Below are 20,569 nucleotides of genomic sequence, written 5' to 3'. Positions count from 1 at the left end.
TCGTATTTTGAATAGCTTTTAGGCAACTTTTAGGAAATCAACACAGATGGCAAATACCGCACAAGCAAGAAAACGTGCTCGTCAAGCAGTTAAGCAACGTGCTCACAATGCAAGTTTGCGCTCTACTTTGCGTACAGCAATTAAAAAAATTATTAAAGCGGTTGAAGCTGGTGATAAAACCGCAGCTACTGCTGCTTACAGTGAAAATGTAAGCGTGATCGACCGCATTGCGGACAAGAACATCATTCACAAAAACAAAGCTTCTCGTCATAAAAGCCGCTTAAATGCTGCGATTAAGGCAATGTCTGGCGAACCAGCAGTTGTCGCAGTAAAAGCAGCTCCAAAAGCTAAAGCAGCACCTAAGGCTAAAGCAACTCCAAAAGCAAAAACTGCATAGCCTTAGCAAGACCCAATAAAAAAGCCGAACTGATGTTCGGCTTTTTTATTGTTCGCTTCATTGGCAATTGCTGATGTGAACTAACGTTAATATTGGCTAAACTTAATATAAACACTACTCTCCGATATTTAAATCAGTTCGTATCTGCATCGCTTGTTTAATGGCCTCATCGCGACTTACGTTGATTACTGTGAAATGACCCATTTTTCGACCTGAGCGCGCCTCCTGTTTACCGTACAAGTGCATTTTAAGTTGCGGGTTATTCAATGCATGTTGCCATTCAGGCTGCAATTGTATGGGTGCCGCCGTAACGTCCGCGGGCCAAATATCACCCAATAAATTCACCATCACCGCAGAACTATGCTGTCTTGCGCTTCCTAATGGCAAACCAGTCATTGCGCGCACTTGCTGCTCAAACTGATTCGTCACGCATGCGTCTATCGTATAATGACCAGAATTATGCGGTCTTGGCGCCATTTCATTCACCAATAACTCGCCATTGCATACAAAAAACTCTACCCCTAATACGCCAGTATAAGCCAACTTTTCTGCTACAAGAATCGCCAGCTTTTGCGCTTGATGACTGATTGCATCGCGACCACGCGCAGGGGCAATAGAAACATCTAAAATACCGTTTAGATGACTATTTTCTGATGTCGGGTATGTTGCCACGTTACCATGCACATCGCGTGCCAGCACTACTGAAACCTCATAATCAAGTTTCAGCATTTTTTCCAGCACACACTCCTCACGCTCAAATTGCATAAAGGCTAATTGCGCTTCATGCTGATTTTTAACTCTTACTTGACCTTTACCATCGTAGCCAAAGCGCGCTACTTTTAAAATCGCAGGGTAAATTTCACTATCATCTACCGGCAAGTCCTCAACTTCATTGATAACTTCAAATGGTGCAACTGGCAAGCCAGCATGTTTAAGAAAGTTTTTTTCACTGACCCGATGCTGCGCAATAGCCACACTATATGCACTTGGTCGAACAGGCTTAGTTTCTGCCAGAAAAGACAGTGAATCTGCAGGAACATTTTCAAATTCAGTGCTGATTGCCTCGCAAGTATTGGCTAGTTTTAATAGTGCAGCCTTGTCATCAAATGCAGCACATATATGTACATCCGCAATTTTACCTGCCGGGCTATTAGTATCAGGGTCCAACACCGTTACCTTGTAACCCATTTCATGTGCGGCAATCACAAAAAAACGCCCCAATTGACCGCCTCCGAGCATGCCCAGCATGGCAGGTGGCAAAATTACAGGAATTTGGTCATGTATATTATGGTTCATATATTAAATGCTATTAAATTTAGGTTAATCTCTATTTATTATCGGCTAACAACCAACATTAAGGCTTGTCGCTTAATGCCATCAACTTTACTTTATCTGCCTGTTTGGTGCGGAATTCAGCTAATTTGTGTGCCAGACCCTCATCATGATTAGCTAATATTGCAGCGGCAAATAAACCTGCATTCGCAGCACCCGCTTCACCTATGGCAAATGTAGCCACTGGAATACCTTTTGGCATCTGCACGATGGAAAGTAAGGAGTCCTGACCTTGCAAATGCTTAGACGGGACAGGTACGCCCAATACCGGCAATGTAGTCTTGGCCGCAACCATACCTGGCAAATGCGCTGCGCCGCCAGCGCCTGCAATAATCACTTGATAACCTTTGCTTGCGGCAGTTTCTGCGAAACTAAACATTAAGTCTGGAGTGCGATGCGCTGAAACCACTTCCGCAGTATATGCAACATCAAAGTCAGCCAGCATTTGTGCGGCAGCCTTCATGATAGGCCAGTCACTATCTGACCCCATAATAATTGCGACCAAAGGTTGTTTATTCATCGATATTCCTTCTGTTATTCTTTTACATCAAGCACACAAAAAATAGAAATATAAGCTTTGTTACAACAGCACTTTTACAGTAATACGAGATTATCTCTATGTATCAACTCGGCTTCTTCAATATAGCCTAATATACTTTCAATCTCTTTACTCGGTTTACGCATAATTCTGGAAGCTTCGTTGGCTGAATAATTAACTAAGCCACGTGCTATCTCTAAGCCATCTGAATCACAACAGGCAACTACTTCACCACGCTCAAAGTCGCCTTCAATTGCAGTAACCCCGATGGGCAATAAGCTTTTTCCATCTTGTTTAATCACTTTAACTGCACCTGCATCTAAAGTTAACTTGCCACGCAGCTGCAGGTGATCCGCAAGCCATTGCTTACGTGCGGCTGTTTTCATTTCAGTTGTTTGCAAATGTGTACCAATCACTTCACCAGCACTTAATCGTACTAATACATCTTTTTCACGGCCTGACGCGATGACTGTATTTGCGCCACTGCGAGCAGCACGTTTAGCAGCAAGTATCTTGGTTAACATGCCTCCGGTGCCTACATTACTACCCGCACCACCTGCCATTTGCTCCAAGGCAACATCGCCGGCGGTAGCATGCTGTATAAATTTCGCGTCTTTATCTTTGCGTGGATCGGCAGAATAAAGACCCTGCTGATCAGTTAAAATCACCAAAGTATCCGCCTCGATTAAATTCGCCACCAGCGAACCTAATGTATCATTATCGCCAAACCGGATTTCATCAGTCACAACAGTGTCGTTTTCATTGATGATTGGTATCACTTTCAAATCCAGCAAGGTACGTAAAGTACTACGTGCATTGAGGTAGCGCTTCCTATCGGCTAGATCATCATGCGTAAGCAACACTTGTGCAGTGTGTAATTGATGCTGACTAAAGCAACTTTCGTACATCTGCACCAGGCCCATTTGACCCACAGCTGCGGCTGCTTGCAACTCATTGACGGCAATTGGACGTTTTTTCCAACCCAACCGCTGCATGCCTTCAGCCACTGCACCGCTTGAAACTAATACAATCTGCTTACCTTGTTGCACTAAAACAGAAATTTGTGATGCCCATTCAGCAATGGCTGTTTGATCCAAACCATTACCATTATTAGTAACAAGGCTGGAGCCAACTTTAACCACGATTACTTTTGCATCAAGCAACAGAGATTTAAATGCTGGCGATTTAGATTCAAAAACGGTCATTTTAAACGTCTTTTTTTGTCACAGTTATACTTGCTGCACCTTCATTCAACAAACCTGTATCTGCTAAAGCATCCTGTTCCATTTGTTTATTTTCTTCGATATGCTGCATAATTGCATAAGTAAGCTCTTTACATCCAATACCGCTGATTGCTGAAATCGCGAATACGCGACCTTTCCAGCCGTAATCTTTAACGAATTGTTTTACAACTTTTTCCGGCTCCGGCAGCATGTCAATTTTATTCAGAACCAGCCAGCGCGGCTTCTCATAAAGCGATTCATCATATTTTCTCAGCTCTTCAACAATAGCTTTTGCCTCGTGAACTGGGTCAACAGTTTCATCATACGGCGCAATATCTACCAAATGTAGCAATAATGAAGTACGTTGCAGATGGCGCAAGAATTGATGGCCTAAACCAGCGCCCTCTGCAGCACCCTCAATGATGCCGGGTATATCAGCAATAACGAAACTACGTTCGGTATCCACACGTACCACACCTAAATTTGGATGCAATGTTGTAAATGGGTAATCGGCGACTTTAGGTTTTGCAGCAGAAACGGATCGAATAAATGTTGATTTACCAGCGTTTGGCATACCAAGCAAACCTACGTCAGCCAATACTTTCAGCTCCAAATAAAGCTCAAGCTCTTCGCCCAGGTCACCTTTGGTACATTGACGTGGTGCGCGGTTTAAGCTGGATTTAAAATGCACATTACCCAAACCGCCCTTACCACCAGACGCCATTTGTGCGCGTTGGCCATGATCATTTAAATCGACCAGCATTTGCCCACTGGCTTTATCTGAAATCACTGTGCCTACTGGTACACGCAACAGCATGTCATCACCTTTTGCGCCATAACACTCTGCACTACGGCCATTTTCGCCGCGTTGCGCTCTAAAAGTGCGGGTATAGCGATAATCTACCAAGGTATTGATGTTACGGTCTGCCTCTATAATGATAGAACCACCACGACCACCGTCACCGCCGCTTGGGCCGCCCATAGGTTCGTATTTTTCACGACGAAACGTAGCAACACCGTTACCACCGTCGCCTGCATATATTTTAATTGTTGCTTCGTCTATGAATTTCATATTTGCCAGAATGTTTCGTCAATTTGCGTAATTATCGCGCAGGATTTTGTTTTGTAGGTAATTTTTATGAAATACCAAAGACTAGCGAGAATGCGTGAACTGAAGAAACATTCTGGCTAGAGTTTACCAAATAAAAAAGCCCCATCAAACGATGAGGCTTTAATAAAGTTATTCTAACTTAAGCTGCAACAATAATGCTTACAGTATGGCGTTTTAATGCGCCTTTAATGGCAAAAGATACTTTACCTTCTGCTTTTGCATACAATGTATGATCTTTGCCCATGCCAACATTTTCGCCAGCATGCATTTTTGTACCACGCTGACGCACGATAATGCTACCTGCTGAAACAACTTGCTCGCCAAATGCTTTAACACCTAGTCGTTGTGCGTGTGAGTCGCGACCGTTACGTGAACTACCGCCTGCTTTTTTGTGTGCCATGATTTAATCCTTAAGTCTTATTGATTGCTTCAATTATTCTGCAGCTTTAGCAGCTTTGGCTTTTGCTGGCTTTGCAGCAGCTTGACCCGCAGCTAAGATTTCACCGATTTGAATTTCAGTAAAACTTTGGCGATGGCCTTGTGTTTTACGATAATGTTTACGACGGCGGAATTTGAAAATCATCACTTTGTCACCACGACCATGTGAAAGCACGGTTGCTTTAACAGTTGCGCCATTAATGATTGGTGAACCAATGGTCGTATTGTCGCCATCTGAAACCATTAAAATTTGATCTAGCGTAACTGTACCGCCAACTTCAACTTCTAATTTTTCAACTTTTAATCTTTCGCCTGAAATTACGCGATATTGCTTACCACCAGTTTTGATTACTGCATACATGATTGAGCCTTAAATTACGCTTTCTAAAGAACTCGGCATTATACGCAAATAATGTTGCAAAGCAAACCATAATCGCAAGCAATTTCAAAAAAATGCTGTGCATGGGTGAATAAGCGATTATCTTACTATTTATACGCGAACTGTTGACCTTGATACCAACCATAAAAACTGACTGTGCTAAAATATTCGCTACTTTTTAAGGCTTACTATCGTGACGCAAAGCAACACTCTACCAAGCACCACAGCATTAGACATCATACAATCTTGCATCGCGGCTGATATTCAAGCGGTGAATGCAGTAATTCAGAATTCACTTCACTCTGAAGTCGCCTTAGTGAATCAAGTCGCTCATTACATTATCAATAGTGGCGGAAAGCGTTTGCGCCCCATGCTGGTTTTACTTTCTGCAGGACTATTCGGCAAAATCAAGCCTGAGCACCACCAGCTAGCTGCGGTAGTAGAATTTATTCATACCGCCACTTTGTTGCATGATGATGTAGTAGATGAATCCGCAAAACGTCGTGGGAAAAATACCGCCAATGCACTTTTTGGCAATGCCGCAAGCGTCTTGGTAGGTGATTTTGTATATTCACGCGCATTTCAAATGATGGTGGCTGTGCAAAATATGCGCGTGATGGAAGTGTTAAGCAACGCAACGAATATCATTGCAGAAGGTGAAGTTTTGCAGCTATTGAATGTCCATAACGCGGACATTACCGATGAGGCCTACCTGCAAGTGATTCACTATAAAACTGCCAAACTATTTGAAGCTGCAACGCGCTTGGGGGCGATCGTCGGTGAGGCAACGCCAGCAGACGAAGAGGCACTAAGTAAATACGGTATGCATATAGGCACTGCATTTCAACTGATTGATGACGTGCTGGATTTAAGCGGCAATGTGCTTGAAATAGGAAAAAACCTTGGTGATGATTTAAGCGAAGGCAAGCCTACTCTACCGTTGCTTTATGCAATGCGCCATGGCACGGCAACAGAAGCCGAGACAATCAAGCGGGCCATTGAACATGGTGGCTTAGATGATTTATCCACGGTATTAAGCGTGGTTGAACAAACTGGCGCACTTCAACATGTGCGTAAAGTTGCAACTAAGGAATCGGACTCAGCCTGCGCGGCAATTGCACACTTTGCAGAATCTAGCTTCAAACGTGCGCTGATGGCTCTAGCTGATTTTGCAGTGACTCGGAGTTATTAAATCACTAAAAAACCACTCCAAGAGACCTTTGCAAAAGTGTTTAGTGTGGATAAAGTACAAGGCGCACGGAACACAGAAACCGAGATAGTACGCGGTGTACAGCGAGGTTGCGAGTACCGCGCAACGCAGTAATTTGCCGCAATAAATACTTTTGCAAAGGTCTCCAATAAAAAAACCCGCAAACGCGGGTTTTTTTATTTAATACTCTACTAAACTAATTAGTCATTACTACCCATTAACGACATAAGTAAGCTTAATAAATGTGTAAACATATTATGCAAGCTAATATAGATACTCAATGTAGCCATAATGTAATTAGTTTGGCCACCACGCACAATTTGGTTGATTTCATACAGAATAAAACCAGCCATCAACATCACTACAACCGCTGAAATAGTCAATGACAATGCTGGAATCTGAAAGAAGAAATTCGCCAGCATGGCTACAATCACCATCACAATGCCTATGGTTAAAAACTTACCCATAAAACTAAAATCACGTTTGGTGTTTGACCCAATCGCCGCTAGCGTTAAGAAAGAAATCGCCGTACCGCCTGCAGCCAAACCTATCAACTGCCCGCCATTACTTAAATTTAAAGCATGTTGTAAAATCGGACCTAATAGCAAACCCATAATAAAAGTAAAGCCAAACAGCAACCAAACACCTGTGGCATTGTTCGCATTTTTAGCGATCAGCCAAGTCATACCGTAGACGGTAGCAAGTATGCCTACAAACAGCATAATCGGGCTAGTAGCCATCATCCATGCAAAATTCATATTGATGCCGACCATTGCGCCAATCACGGTTGGAATCATGGTCATACCAAGCATCGCGTAGGTGTTACGCAACACTTTGTTTTGTGTGGCTTGTAATGAGCCTTCGCGGCCTAATACCTGAATATTATCTAACATTGTTATACCCTCATAAAATTTTGCCAAAAGGCAATGTGTGTAAGATAGCGTCTAAGCTGAAAAGTTTCAAGTAGAAAATTGTAAACAGTCCAAATGCGTGTAATTAAGTCGTTGATCGCCTGCATCCCATCCCATCATTAGGCAAATAACTCGCCTTCGGCCTTTCCAACCAACGCTACCTGATGCACCGCTTTTACAAACTCAGCACTCTCGTGCAAGGCATCTAAACTCGGCGGGTGTTTGTGCCCATGCATACGCGCGAGCCTTGCAATGCTTTGCGCTGAAATTGTCCATTTAAGATTTGCCAATAACTCATCCACCATTGCCGGTTGGTTACACAGCAATACCATGTCACAACCTGCATTCAGCGCAGCTAAAGCCCGTGCAGTCACATCACCGCCCGCAGTGGCGGCTTCCATACTTAAATCATCGCTAAAAATCACGCCATTAAAGCCCAAGCGTTCACGCAATATTTTCTGCAACCAGCGTGATGAAAATCCAGCAGGCATGTCATCCACTTTGGGATAGATGACATGCGCAGGCATGATGGCTTGTATGCCGTCGTCTATCAGCATTCTAAAAGGCTGCATGTCGTGTTGCGCAATTTGGTCAAACTCTCTGTCATCAATAGGCATGCTCACATGCGAGTCTGCCACCACAAAACCATGCCCGGGAAAATGCTTGCCCACGGCGGCCATGCCGCCTTTTTTAAGTCCTTGCATGAGCGCAAATGCCAGATCATTAATCGCCCGTGGATTAAGGTGAAATGCCCTATCGCCAATGACCAGGCTATCGCCGTAATCCATATCCAGCACTGGCGTGAAACTAAAATCTATGCCATGCGCACGTAATTCTGCAGCTAAAATCCAGCCAGCTTCTGTGGCTAATTCCTTTGCTTTTTTAGGATTGATATCCCAAATTTTACCAAACTCACGCATGGGTGGAATTTTAGTGAATCCTTCTCTAAAACGTTGTACGCGGCCACCTTCATGATCTACTGCAATCAAAAGGGGTGGCTGGCGAACCGCATGGATGCTGGCTGTCAGTGCGTCTAATTGTGCGTTGTTTTCATAGTTGCGTTTAAATAAAATTACACCACCCACCAGAGGGTGCTGTAAACGACGTATATCTTCCGCTGTTAATACTGACCCAACAACATCCAACATAATAGGACCTAGACTCATGCTTTACCTTTAATCATATTTATATTTAATTTCTTACTTTTCTGTTCTAACGTCCAGCCTATCACGCAAAGAGTCACCGCCCAGGTTAATCGCTAATATCAAACTCATCAAACTTAAGCCTACTATCAACACATAATGCGGAGCAAAAAGCATGTATCGCACACCATCGCGGAGCATTGCGCCCCATGAAGCATCAGGACTTTGTATGCCCAGCCCTAAAAACGACAGGCTCGCCTCGGCAATCATCACACTGGCTAAACTATAAGTAGCCTCTACCACTAAAACTGACGCTAACAATGGCAATATATGCTGAAATATCATTCGAGGTACACTTGCACCTAGCGATTCTGCCGCAAGTACATGCTGGCGATTACGCAATCCTAGCGCCTGCCCGCGCGTAAGGCGCGCGTAGCTCACCCAGCCAGTCATGCTCAATGCAATCATCAAATTAACTAACCCTGGGCCTAGCACCGCAGAAAAAGCGATAGCGAGCAAAATGCCGGGAAACGCTAAAAAAATATCGGTAATCTGCATCAAAATCCGGTCAATTTTCCCGCCATAAAACCCGGCAACTAAGCCTACAAATACGCCGACAAACATAGTAATGCCAGTCACCACGATAGCCACAAAAAATGACACTTCAACACCACGCAATAGCCTAGCCAAAATGCTGCGTCCTAAATCATCTGCACCTAGCAAATAAGCGGTACCAGGTGCATTTAAAATAGCATTTAAATCAATCAGGTTAGGATTTAATTGTAACAGCCGGCCAGCAACCACAGCGATTAGCCAAAACATGATAATTACAAAAGAAATATTTTTCGTCATCACTAACTAGCAAACTTCACGCGCGGGTCAGCAAACCTGTAAAGACTATCTGTCAGCAAATTCACTAACACATAACTCAAAGCCACAATTAGCACACAAGATTGCGTTATAGGGTAATCGCGCTTTTCTATACTTTCTACCAACAACCGCCCAATACCATCCCAGCTAAAAATCGTTTCAGTAATCACGGTACCCGCCAGTAAACTCCCCATTTGCAAGCCAACAATGGTGATAATTGGTAACAATGCAGCACGTAAAGCGTGACGTAAAATTACGGTGCGTTCGCTTAAGCCCTTGGCACGTGCGGTGCGAATATAGTCGTCATTCAACACCTCAAGCAAACTGGTGCGCGTCATACGCGTGAGTATCGCGCTTAAACCAAAACCCAAAGTTAAAGCAGGTAAGATTATCGACGTATTTGATTCCATACCGCTTACAGGCAACCAACCCAGCCAAACCGCAAAAATCAACATCAGCATAGGCCCTAACCAAAAAGCGGGCATCGCGGATAAGCGCACACTGACTAGCGTTACTACTAAATCTTGCCAATGATTCGCCTTTAAAGCTGCGTATATGCCCAGCGGAATCCCTATGCACATGCCAATCAATAGTGATAATGCTGCAAGTTTTAACGTGGCTGGATAACGCGTTTTAATAAGCTCGATAATCGGCGTTTGGGTGTGAATCGAGCGGCCAAAGTCGCCGTGCGACAACTTAGCCAGATAGCTGCCAAACTGCTGAATGAGTGGCTGATCCAATCCTAAATCAGCACGTAATTGCGCGCGGTCTGCCATACTAGCAGACTCACCTAACATTACTTCAACGGGGTCCCCAGGTACCAGGTGAATCAGTAGAAAAGTGAGCACAAGCACGCCAAAGACGACGATCACGGTATTGAATAAATGCTTAAGCACGGCTAAAGCACCCCATCATTCAACAATCACCACAGGCGTGCCAACATCCACCAAATCAAATAGTGTTATCACATCTGCATTACGCATCCGAATACAGCCGTGCGAACCAATCTTGCCTATTTCCATGTCATCTGGCGTACCGTGAATATAAATATAACGCTGCATGGTATCGACATTACCTAAACGATTCTTGCCAATTTCTTTACCTGAAAGCCATAAAATACGCGTTAAAATCCAGTCACGTTCCGTAAATTCTGACATTAATTCAGGCGTGCAGATTTCACCTGTTGGCCTGCGCCCGACAAACACAGTATTCGGCTCGGCATCTTTGCCAATCTTAGCCCGAATAATATGCTCACCTAGTGGCGTACAGCCGCTATTTTTTTCGCAACCTACGCCATTAGCTGCGGTTGAAACACTGTATCTGGCCTTTACACCACCGAAGTTATCGAAAAGCGCCAGGGTTTGGTTTGATATGGAAATTTCAATGTGCATAATTGCTTATTGTAGCCGACCTTTTAATAGTCGCTAAATCGTCCCAATTTCCATCAGGTTTAGGCGAGTAATTTTTAATGCTTTTACGCATAGCCACGAACTGCCCTTCATACCAAAGCGGAATATAAGGTAGTTGCTTGTGAATTCGTGCCGTAGCTGCTTGCCAGTTTTCATCTGCAAGCAATTTATCTAATTCAGCATCAGCATATCTTCCCCGGTTAAATCCATTGGGCGGAATATTTTGCGAGCCAAACGCTTTTGCATAAATCTCAGGCGTTTTTATGCCTACCCAAGTGAGCCCATATAATTGAAAATTACCTTGCTTTACATCCTCAAAAAACGTACCCCAATCTAAACTGCGAATCTCAAGCTCTATACCGGCAGGCTGCATTTGCGCTTGCATGATAGTGGCAAAGCGCACGCGCTGGGCGTCTGTGGAAGTTTTATACACAAGTTTTAGTGGCAGCTCTACACCCGCTTCTATTAACAGTTGCCTGGCTAAAGCCGGGTTGTAGTCATCAGTTATTACCTGCTGACTTTCAGCTTCTGGACTAACTGTCTGATTAGTGTAGTGTTCTGGCGGCAAAATCATATTCGCTTCACGGCTATGCTGAATCATCGCCTTTTCAATGATTTGCTTGCGATTTATAGCATGTGCAATTGCTTGCCTGACCTTGATTTTTTGCAGAACAGGGTCTTTAAAATTCAAACCAAGGTATGAAAAATTAGCCCCTGGGCTAGTTTGCAGGCTAATTTCAGGTTTGGTTTGCAGATATTTCACAAGCTCTGGCGGCAATTCGCCTTGCAACAAATCCACCTCACCATGCAGCAGTTTTAGCACACGCACCGTTGGGTCTTTTACTTCAATCAAACTAATGGTCTGATTATCTTTTATTCTCTGCAACGTTAATTTGTTTTGCCAAGCCACAAATTTCAATGGACCATTGCCTATTGGCGCGTGCGAAAAATCATGATTACTTTCTATCAGTTCTGCTGGCAAAATGCCGATAATCAGCTTATCTGGAAAGTGGCTATCCGATTGATTTAACTGAAATACTACAGTGTCATTGTCTATCACCATAATATTTTTAACATTGCTGAACTCTGCCTTATTAGGTGAATCTTTGAGCGTCACAAGCGAATCATAGGTTGCTTTTACATCATTAGCTGTCAGTGGTGCTAAGTTGTGAAATGACGCACGATTTTTGTTAAGGGTAAAACGGTATTCGGTAGCACTGATTTGTACCCACGTAGCAAGGCTAGCAGAAGGTTTTGATTGTGCGTCAAAATCTACTAAACTTTGATATACCAGCCGATTAACCCGTTCTGAAGCCGCATCTGTGGCGTAGCGCGGGTCTAGATTAAGCGGCATTTGACCAATAGCAAACACAATTTCGTGGTTAGCTTGAGTACTGGCGTTTTGCTGATGGCAGGCACTAGTAGCAACAAACAACAAACTGATGCTAAATCTAGCTAAAAAATTCAATACATTCATAGCATCGGATTTTACTAGATTATGAACTGGCTATACGATTGGACTAGCTGATTATTTAACATTCCTGAATATTTAGCATTGCTGAAATGTTAAATACTCAGGAAGCAGGAATATCCCCAGAAATTACGTTTTCTGAGTGACTTGTGACTTACACGTTTTACTTGATTTTTTTCTCCGCTGCTTTTAAACCTTCTTCAACTTCTTTTCTACGGCCAGCATCTGCATCCTCACGTCCAGCACGGGCAGGTGCTACTAACGCCTTTTTATAATGCTCCACAGCTTTAACGTAATTACCTTGTTCATTTAAAAAGTCTGCATAAAAGTAATTTGGGTCTATGCCAGCAGGGTTAACTTGCAAAGCTTTTTCTAAGTAAGCGCGCGCTTTTTTCTTGTCACCAAAACCGATAGGCCAACCGGGCACTTTGTAATATAAAGAACCTAGACTGGTATAGGCTGAACCTTGCAGTACATTTGGGTTGGCTTTTTCTGCTGCCAGTAGTAAATCACGTGCCTTTTCAGCGTACTTTAAAGCGCTAATACCACCTTTGGCTTTTGCATAGCCACTATATGAAATACCCTCCCATATCATGGCTTCTGGTGCATTTTCACTGTTGACTGTTAATTGATGTGCTTGTTCAGTTAAAACTTTAAAAGCATCTTCTTGCGCATCTTTTGGGGTTTGGTAATTAGCTTTTGCCCATTCGTGTTGTATCTGGGCAATCTCTGAATCTAATTTTTCATCAGCAAATGCTGAGGTTGAAAGTGCAATAAAACTTAGTAATAACATCATGTTTTTCATTTAATTTTTCCTTAATCTCTAAATGGATAACGCTTAACGCAATAGTTCCAGCTTAATTTTTGCTGGCACTTAACTTCTACCAGCAATAAATTGCCGTGCTATTCTTGCTTGTTTCTTTAAACCCATATTGACTGCGCCAGGCAAAAAGCCATTGAGCCAGGCAAAGAATGATTCTGGCTGACCAATATAGTGTTCATGTTTATCAGCCTCCATGGCTTTGATGATTTCTGCAACAATTACACGCGGCTCATCCATGGCAGTGTTGGTTGCTGCCAGCATTTTTGCCGCTACTTGGTCGTTCATGGCTGTTTTAATCGCGCGGGGCGCGATGTAGGTCACGGTGATGTCGCTATCAACCAGTTCACGCCTTAGCGCTTGCGAAAAACCATGCACTGCATATTTACTAGCGCTATAAGTCGCATAATGCGGAAAACCTATTGAGCCAAAAATAGAGCCTATATTCACGATTTGCCCGCCATTCTGTGCTAATAAACCAGGTAATAAAGCGCGCGTGAGCTGGATAGGCACGATGGCATTGATATGCATCATTTGTGCAATACGGGCCATGTCCTGTTCCTGAAACAAAGTAAAATCAAGAATGCCCGCGCTATTGATTAATATATCAATACCACCTAAAAGACTTATTGCTGCATCCACTACGGTCTGCGCGGCTTCATTCGCCTGAAAATCATTGACGATGGCGACTGCAGTCCCGCCTAATTGATTGATCTTCTCGCATAATGCATTAATGCGTGCTTCATCCCTATCGACTAAGGCTAACTTAGCTCCCTTGTTAGATAGCGCAAAAGCCAAAGGCTGGCCTATACCGCCTGCAGCGCCTGTTAATAGAATACGTTTACCATTCAGATTCATACCGCAACCTGCTGCGAGTTAGATGGAATCAGGTTAGATGAAATAAAGTGTTCTGGTATAAAACGGTTACCCAACTCACGAAAAATATCTCCGTATAGTTTGTAAAAGTTTTTAGCACTACGAATCAGTAAAGCACGTTCTTTTTTATCTTCAATCTTATTAACCAGCCCAGCATAAAATTCGGTGTGGCCAACATCTAAAGCCCCGTGTGAAGTTAAATAACTAAAAGCTTTATTAGGCAGGCCGAGGCTACTTTGCAATGAAGCCCCTGCTTGCGTCGCCAGCGCTACGCTAGTGCCTTCAAGCACCAATACCATGCCAAAAAACCCAATCGGATTGACGCGATTTATCATGTCATAGGCGTAAGCCACCATGATTTCCGTCGAGAGGCCAGGCTGACCATGACGCACTGTCTCGGCATCTGTGCCACATGCGTTAATATCGTTCAGTATCCACTCCTGATGACCTAATTCTTCTTCAATATATTCTGCAACAGCCTCACGCAGCCATTCATAATGTTCCGGCAGTTTTGATCCACACAGCATAAGAAGCGGAATAGTATGTTTTACATGGTGATAAGCTTCGGTTAAAAATGCTACATAGGCAGGAAGTTTTACTTGACCGGCCGCCCCTGCCTTTATCAAGGGCAAGTTAAATAATGCCTCTCGCTCTTTTTCTGTCTCGCTTAATAATGTTTCATAAAACGGCATAACTTTGTTCCTTATATTTTTCATCAATTTTTTGTTGATATTGCTGCCAAATGGTAATTCGGCGTATGCGGCCATTACTGGTAAGTTGATTGTTCTGCGGTGAAAATGGCGCTTCGGCCAATATCCACTGACTGACACGCGCGTAATCAGGTAATGATTGGTTAATTTCTGCGATACTCATATCCACTTCTGCTGGGATTGCATTTTTTGCAGGCACGATAATCGCCACATTCCACGGCCTGGCCTCACCGAATACAGCGGCCTGCGCAATGAAGGGTGACATCGTTAGCTCCCGCTCCACCCATTCTGGAGCGACATTTCGGCCGAACGAGGTAATAAACTGGTTCTTTTTACGGGCCGTAATATACAAATACCCGTCATCATCAAAATGACCTATGTCACCTGTAGGGAAATATTCGGCGCACTGTTCATTATTTGTATCTCCAGTGTAGCCAAGCAGACTAGCGCCTTTAACCAGAATCTCACCATCACCGGAAAATTTAATGGCGACATGTGGCAATGTCTTTCCTACACTGCCTATTTTGTTGCTGTACGGGGGATTAAGCGCAACTACAGATGCGCACTCGGATAAACCATATCCTTCATAAACTGGTAAACCAAGCGCGGCTGCCCGATTAAGTAACTGGGGAGACACGGAAGCGCCACCAACGGCAACAAACCTTAAATAAGGCGGTTTTGAATAGCCGGATTCTATCGCTGTTACCAACGCGGCAAGCAGCTCTGGAGTCAGCACTGTTGTTGTAGCTTTTGAAGCGTTTAATGCTTCCATCATAGTTGCAACATTCAAGCCCGTTGCACCAGTTAACCCCACCTGTGAGGATGGCATTAAAATGGCTGTTGCCCCCGCCAAAAGCGGTACATACAAGCCAGCAATATTTTCCAGCAAGGTAGATAGCGGCAATATATTTAAGTGCCGATCTGTTGGCCGTGCCTTAGTCACTTCTAATAATGAGTGTGATACCCGGTTCAATGCAGCCGCATCTAAACACACACCTTTTGGCTTACCGGTTGTGCCTGATGTGTAAGTGATTTTAGCCGTTCCTGCTGGAAGTTCACTTACCTTTTCTGAATCAAGAATAAGTTCTGTAAGTACCTTGTCCCCTATCAAATATTGCTTTTCCTGCAATATTTTTTTCCCGTACAAATCGAGCATTTGCTTAAATAAAATAGGCTGGTCACTCAATACTACATTGATGCCTGCGTCATCAATTGCATGAGCGGTCTGTTCTGCAGAAAAGAAATAAGGCAGCGGAACAACTGGTAAATTTAATTGCATAGCGGCTAAATCAACGATTGCCCATGCTGGGGAATTATCCATCGCAATGCCTAATACATTTGCATTAGCACGATTTAGCCTATATCTCGTCAATTCTATTGAAACTACCAAGTCCGCATACGTTAAGGTTTCTGTTGCCCTGCCTTGTAAAGCAATTTTATTGGGAGACTCTGCAGCAAACTGCGCTATCGCAGTCAGAGTGGATTGATATTGAGAATTCAAGATATTGAAACCTATTTATAAAGTAGGCTGCATACGGCGGATGGCCACCACTTGCGGACGTTCGTTGTAATAAGTCCCCCAAGCCGCGCGCTCTTGCTCTGGAATACGATGAATATTGGCTTCACCCAATAATTGCAAAGACATATTGAGCTTAATTAAGGAGTTGCGTAACACTGATATTCCGGTAAATACGGCCCATTCTGAATGTGTGCTATGTAAATACAGACTTATGCTGGCAAGTAAGCTTCGTACATTTACAGGGTCCGCAACTGCTAAATTCCCCACCTCTAAAACGGACTCGCGATCAATTGCAGTATGATTGTGCTGTGACAAAAGCGCTTCAATCGGGGCATCTAAATAAGTCTCTAAAAACAATTTTTCCTGATCGGCGTGTCGCAACCCGCAAACTGCCAGCAAATTACCTTTAGCATCACGAACACTTAATAGTTTAGGCATGAAGTGACTGATTTCTGCCTTGTGCGCACGCCTGAATATAGTGCGCACAAAATCTTCCAACTCTGCTCTGTCTGGCGCGTTTAGCCCTGAAATTGCGGTTACTACAGGTTGCGAACCATGCAAATGAATAGCGGCACTTTTACAGCCCGCAGTTGCCGTATCCATTGGGATAGTTAAATCATTTAATTGTTGTGCATACAACATAAAACACTCCTTTACGAATGCTTTAAATAGCTGCAAGGAGTATGCCACCTAAGGGATTAATTGATAATTTTAAAGATAAACCATTAAAAATCATCATGTTAATATATTTTTCACATAGATTAGTATTGCGTTATAACTTACTAAAAGCTGCAATTTTTGTAGACTTGCAGTGAAAATCGCGTGTCCACCCTGCAAATTTCGTAGGGTTTTCAAGTGCTTTTCATTAAATTACTTCTTAATAAATACAGTCACACCTATTCAGGACAGTTCAATTCCGGAGCGCTGCTTAATAGATTGCGACCAGCGCTAATCCAAGCAATCGGCTTAACTCGATCATCAAGCTTGCAAGCATCGATATATCCTATACCACCAGGTGAATCTGCCACAAATCTAAGCATAGCCTCTTGAGAGCTCACGACGTAAGGTGGTGAAATGCCATGGAAATATAATCCGTTCCAATAATCAGCTTGTGTTTCTGGCATACTTTTTAAAATAGCGAGTGAAAACTGAATCCTGATTGAGTTGTTTGAGGCGTAATTCAAAGTCTGTATGCGCTTTCCATCCGCCCAATATAATTTTTTACGCCAAAATATCAACGAAAGCTCGCTACTGCCTATCTGATGAATAGTTTGGTTATGCGGCACAATCACCGCAATCACATCTGCATTGGCTTTAACTACAAAGCCACATAGCAACAGAGTCGCAAACAATTTTAGAAATGGGAACTTGTGCATCAGCATCATTTACGCATTAAAATAAAATGGCAAACGAAGCTAGCAAGCCCTTAGGCGATTCCGCTCGTTCTTCATCGCCAGCCACATACTCTATCTTAAGTATTCTGCTAGGTGTCATACGCCATGCAGTGCCTAACAGCCAGCGCTCACTCGAACCTTCAACAGGATGCTTGAAACTTTCTACCCGCGCAACAGCAAACCACCGATTACCAAGTGGCGCAATTCCCTGCAAATAGACACCATTGCCGCCATCATTATCTTTATTGCTATAACGCTGAAAAGCCTCTCCACTAAATTCCCAGTCTTCATGCTTAACTAAGAAATCTAAGCCCACCATATGAAATTTAACGTTACTCGGAATTTTCTCGCTGAACTCCATTAGAGAAATTCCCCAATTTACTTTTCCGGAAAGGTTGAGGCGAACACCTTTGGTATCTTCAAAAGGAATTTCTCCTTTATCATTATCTTGATCTTTTAACACCTCGGCAAATACACTGTACTCAAGTGCATTACCAGTTAACGGCACCGCTCCGTAAAACATCAAGCCATTGCTAAATAATGGAAATAGCCGACTAGTGGCTAGCGGGCGCGAAGATGTCCAAACAAGGGGTGCTGCATGAAGTAGATTCCAGCGGCCTGTTGGGTTTAAGAATCGCCCGGCGCGAAGGTTAGCCTTTTCGGATAAGTTGTAGTCCACATATAGTCGCTCTAAATCGAAATAAAAATTTTTTCCAACAACGGTATGGTCATCATTAAAACTTAGCGGCCGCTCCAACTCAAGTTCAGTGAAAAAACGAAAACGGCTGCTATTTTCCCAGCTAACTATCAGGCTAATTTCATTCACTGCACCATCAGCTTTTCCTCCAGGGTGAACATTAACGCCTGCACTTGAATAACCACCTAGATTAAAATTATCCCATATTGATGAATCAATGGGTTCAGCCGCCTTAGCATGACCAACGGCTAAAACGATTATCAAACTGATAAAAAATAGCAGTGATTTACGCATAACTTCTCCATCTCTAAAAGCTAACATCGGTATATCATTCCAATTTACTCAATTAATTATTTGGTATAAATTACTTTGGCATACATTTTATTGCAACCTACCATGCTTTCATTCTCGCATTAAACCAGATGTTACGAAAAGCCTTACCAATACGCTTTATATTACTAGGTGCATTTTTGCTAGTAGGTTTGCTACCAACCATACTGGTAACAGGCATGGCTTTTTTTGAAGCACGTAGTGCATTAAAAACCGAAATTGATCATGACACCCAAACACGGGCGACAGCCACCGTAGATGAAATTGACCGTATCATGTTCGAACGTTTGCATAACACAGCGTCCTGGAGCCAGCTGGAAATCATGCAGGATATAAGAATTGGCGATGTCGACAAACGACTATCCAAGTTTTTGAGTGACTCAAAATACAGCTACCATGATATTTATCATGAGCTTTATGTGGTTGATAACAAGGGCATTGTCATTGCCTCCAGTAATGCAGAAAACATTGGTAAACAACAATCGACTGTCAGCGATTGGCTAAGTACAAAAATTCAGGGAAATGATGTGCGTATTGCACCGATTGAGAATGCACAACTACTGATTTCAGCTGAGATTAAAGATGCTTTTGAGGGTAATAAACTTGGTACATTAGTCACTGTTTTTAATTGGAAACAAATTAGCAATATTTTAGAAAGCGCAGTTACAGGAAGAAGCGGTGCCGCATTACTAGATAGCAATAACACTGTATTATCAATGACTAAGCGCTGGTCTGACATACAGTCCAAAGAAAAAATTTCGACAACTTCCAAATCCAAAGGTTACCAAGGTTATAACGGATTTGCCTGGCATGTAGTCATTGCACAATATCGTTTAGACGCATTAGCACCTATTCGGCAAATGGCCTATATTTTCATTGGCTTATTGATTGCGACTATCGTACTGGCAAGTTTAATCGCGGTTCCTGTAGCCACGGCATTAACCAAACCATTGGTAAAACTCACCGCTTTTGCAAATAATTTTATTCGTGAGCCAAGTAATGCACTACCTCCAAGCAATGGAAGTTTCATAGAGCCTTTAGAAATCACTGCGCTTTCAAGCGCATTCAGTAAAATGATTAGTGACCTTGAGCGCTCCAAAGAAAATCTGACCCGTGCTGCAAAACTGGCAGTTGTGGGTGAAATGGCAGCGGCAATGAGCCACGAAGTACGTACGCCTCTGGGAATTTTGCGCTCCTCAGCACAAGTGTTGTTACGTGAACCTGAAATTAGCGAAGAGGGTCGTGAAGTCTGCGGATTCATTATTAGCGAAACCGAGCGTTTAAATAAGCTAGTATCAGCACTCATTGACTCGGCCCGACCACGACTGCCAGAATTCAAACAAACCAATGTTGCAGAACTTGCAGAGCAATGTGTTGCGATGCTCCGCACGCAAGCTGAGAACAAACATATAGCGCTGATTTGTGAGACCGGCGAAAATCCAGTCGCGCTATGTGACACAGAACAGATTACGCAGGTTTTATTAAATTTACTGCTCAATGCTATTCAAGTATTACCGGACGGTGGCAATATTATACTGAAGGTTACGAGCACGATTGATCAAGTATTAGTCGTAGTTGCCGACAACGGCCCCGGTATTCCAGTTGAACTGCGTAGTCAAATATTCGAGCCATTTTTTACTAAACGTAGGGGTGGTATAGGCTTAGGTTTAGCTATTGTTAAACAAATTGTAATTGCAAATCATGGCAATATTAGCGTTCACCAAAGCTCTTTAGGTGGCGCAGAGTTTCGACTGCAATTACCAACTTATGCTACGGAATAAATTTATGGGAT

At 43.2% G+C, this 20,569-nt stretch carries 22 protein-coding genes; 3 read left to right on the top strand and 19 right to left on the bottom strand.

Features of this window, described 5'->3' with window-relative positions:
* Positions 1–46: 46 nt before the first annotated feature.
* On the top strand, positions 47–397 hold the full coding sequence (rpsT, locus tag Q8J82_RS05825; protein WP_304890476.1) for a 30S ribosomal protein S20: 351 nt from the start codon (positions 47–49) through the stop codon (positions 395–397).
* A gap of 114 nt (positions 398–511) precedes the next feature.
* On the opposite strand, the gene Q8J82_RS05820 is transcribed toward rpsT, so the two are convergent.
* From Q8J82_RS05820 to rplU, 6 genes are all read right to left on the bottom strand, one after another.
* Entirely contained in the window at positions 512–1,693 is a 1,182-nt protein-coding gene (locus tag Q8J82_RS05820; protein ID WP_304890475.1) for a 5-(carboxyamino)imidazole ribonucleotide synthase, read from the bottom strand.
* A gap of 58 nt (positions 1,694–1,751) precedes the next feature.
* Positions 1,752–2,249 carry a 5-(carboxyamino)imidazole ribonucleotide mutase gene (purE, locus tag Q8J82_RS05815; protein ID WP_304890474.1) on the bottom strand — a complete coding sequence of 166 codons (498 nt, stop codon included), beginning with the start codon at positions 2,247–2,249 and terminating at the stop codon, positions 1,752–1,754.
* Positions 2,250–2,323: 74 nt separating this feature from the next.
* Complete coding sequence (proB, locus tag Q8J82_RS05810; protein ID WP_305327924.1) at positions 2,324–3,472, bottom strand: glutamate 5-kinase; 1,149 nt, start codon at positions 3,470–3,472, stop codon at positions 2,324–2,326.
* Between the two features lies 1 nt (position 3,473).
* Positions 3,474–4,562 (bottom strand): Obg family GTPase CgtA, encoded by a 1,089-nt coding sequence (cgtA, locus tag Q8J82_RS05805; RefSeq protein ID WP_305327923.1) that lies wholly within the window; start codon positions 4,560–4,562, stop codon positions 3,474–3,476.
* 178 nt (positions 4,563–4,740) lie between these two features.
* The gene (rpmA, locus tag Q8J82_RS05800) at positions 4,741–5,001 is read right to left on the bottom strand and encodes a 50S ribosomal protein L27 (RefSeq protein WP_304890471.1); all 261 of its coding nucleotides are present in this window, start codon (positions 4,999–5,001) and stop codon (positions 4,741–4,743) included.
* A 33-nt stretch (positions 5,002–5,034) separates the two neighbouring features.
* Positions 5,035–5,400, bottom strand: a complete 366-nt coding sequence (gene rplU, locus Q8J82_RS05795) for a 50S ribosomal protein L21 (RefSeq protein ID WP_013147230.1) — start codon at positions 5,398–5,400, stop codon at positions 5,035–5,037.
* 211 nt (positions 5,401–5,611) lie between these two features.
* Here rplU and Q8J82_RS05790 point away from each other — a divergent pair, with 211 nt between their 5' ends.
* Entirely contained in the window at positions 5,612–6,610 is a 999-nt protein-coding gene (locus Q8J82_RS05790; protein WP_304890470.1) for a polyprenyl synthetase family protein, read from the top strand.
* A gap of 218 nt (positions 6,611–6,828) precedes the next feature.
* Here Q8J82_RS05790 and Q8J82_RS05785 read toward each other — a convergent pair whose 3' ends face one another.
* The 13 genes from Q8J82_RS05785 to Q8J82_RS05725 all read right to left on the bottom strand — a co-directional run bounded on the left by Q8J82_RS05785 (position 6,829) and on the right by Q8J82_RS05725 (position 18,741).
* Positions 6,829–7,521, bottom strand: a complete 693-nt coding sequence (locus Q8J82_RS05785) for a Bax inhibitor-1/YccA family protein (protein ID WP_304890613.1) — start codon at positions 7,519–7,521, stop codon at positions 6,829–6,831.
* A gap of 137 nt (positions 7,522–7,658) precedes the next feature.
* Entirely contained in the window at positions 7,659–8,705 is a 1,047-nt protein-coding gene (gene nagZ / locus Q8J82_RS05780) for a beta-N-acetylhexosaminidase (protein WP_305327922.1), read from the bottom strand.
* Between the two features lie 33 nt (positions 8,706–8,738).
* Complete coding sequence (locus Q8J82_RS05775; protein WP_305327921.1) at positions 8,739–9,533, bottom strand: ABC transporter permease; 795 nt, start codon at positions 9,531–9,533, stop codon at positions 8,739–8,741.
* Between the two features lie 2 nt (positions 9,534–9,535).
* Entirely contained in the window at positions 9,536–10,447 is a 912-nt protein-coding gene (gene nikB / locus Q8J82_RS05770; RefSeq protein WP_304890610.1) for a nickel ABC transporter permease, read from the bottom strand.
* Between the two features lie 15 nt (positions 10,448–10,462).
* Positions 10,463–10,942 carry a L,D-transpeptidase gene (locus tag Q8J82_RS05765; RefSeq protein WP_304890609.1) on the bottom strand — a complete coding sequence of 160 codons (480 nt, stop codon included), beginning with the start codon at positions 10,940–10,942 and terminating at the stop codon, positions 10,463–10,465.
* Entirely contained in the window at positions 10,932–12,437 is a 1,506-nt protein-coding gene (locus Q8J82_RS05760) for an ABC transporter substrate-binding protein (protein ID WP_370868621.1), read from the bottom strand. Before Q8J82_RS05760 ends, Q8J82_RS05765 begins: the two co-directional genes overlap by 11 nt.
* A gap of 157 nt (positions 12,438–12,594) precedes the next feature.
* Positions 12,595–13,236, bottom strand: coding sequence for a hypothetical protein (locus Q8J82_RS05755; protein WP_305327920.1), 642 nt, complete (start codon positions 13,234–13,236; stop codon positions 12,595–12,597).
* Positions 13,237–13,305: 69 nt separating this feature from the next.
* Positions 13,306–14,109, bottom strand: coding sequence for an SDR family oxidoreductase (locus tag Q8J82_RS05750; protein WP_305327919.1), 804 nt, complete (start codon positions 14,107–14,109; stop codon positions 13,306–13,308).
* Positions 14,106–14,819, bottom strand: a complete 714-nt coding sequence (locus Q8J82_RS05745; protein ID WP_304908944.1) for a TenA family transcriptional regulator — start codon at positions 14,817–14,819, stop codon at positions 14,106–14,108. Before Q8J82_RS05745 ends, Q8J82_RS05750 begins: the two co-directional genes overlap by 4 nt.
* Positions 14,806–16,338 (bottom strand): AMP-binding protein, encoded by a 1,533-nt coding sequence (locus tag Q8J82_RS05740; protein ID WP_305327918.1) that lies wholly within the window; start codon positions 16,336–16,338, stop codon positions 14,806–14,808. The genes Q8J82_RS05745 and Q8J82_RS05740 overlap by 14 nt, the downstream gene beginning before the upstream one ends.
* Before the next feature lie 15 nt (positions 16,339–16,353).
* Positions 16,354–16,998: a thermostable hemolysin gene (locus Q8J82_RS05735; protein WP_304908946.1), complete on the bottom strand. Its 645-nt coding sequence runs from the start codon at positions 16,996–16,998 to the stop codon at positions 16,354–16,356.
* A gap of 254 nt (positions 16,999–17,252) precedes the next feature.
* Entirely contained in the window at positions 17,253–17,732 is a 480-nt protein-coding gene (locus Q8J82_RS05730; RefSeq protein WP_305327917.1) for a hypothetical protein, read from the bottom strand.
* A gap of 16 nt (positions 17,733–17,748) precedes the next feature.
* Entirely contained in the window at positions 17,749–18,741 is a 993-nt protein-coding gene (locus Q8J82_RS05725) for a hypothetical protein (protein ID WP_305327916.1), read from the bottom strand.
* A 128-nt stretch (positions 18,742–18,869) separates the two neighbouring features.
* Here Q8J82_RS05725 and Q8J82_RS05720 point away from each other — a divergent pair, with 128 nt between their 5' ends.
* Positions 18,870–20,558 (top strand): HAMP domain-containing sensor histidine kinase, encoded by a 1,689-nt coding sequence (locus tag Q8J82_RS05720; protein WP_305327096.1) that lies wholly within the window; start codon positions 18,870–18,872, stop codon positions 20,556–20,558.
* Positions 20,559–20,569 lie beyond the last annotated feature (11 nt).

Origin of the sequence: Methylotenera sp. (genome assembly GCF_030684185.1) — a bacterium.
GTDB lineage: Bacteria > Pseudomonadota > Gammaproteobacteria > Burkholderiales > Methylophilaceae > Methylotenera.
Note: the sequence above shows the minus strand (reverse complement) of the source record. Positions and strands in the feature narration are given on the sequence as shown.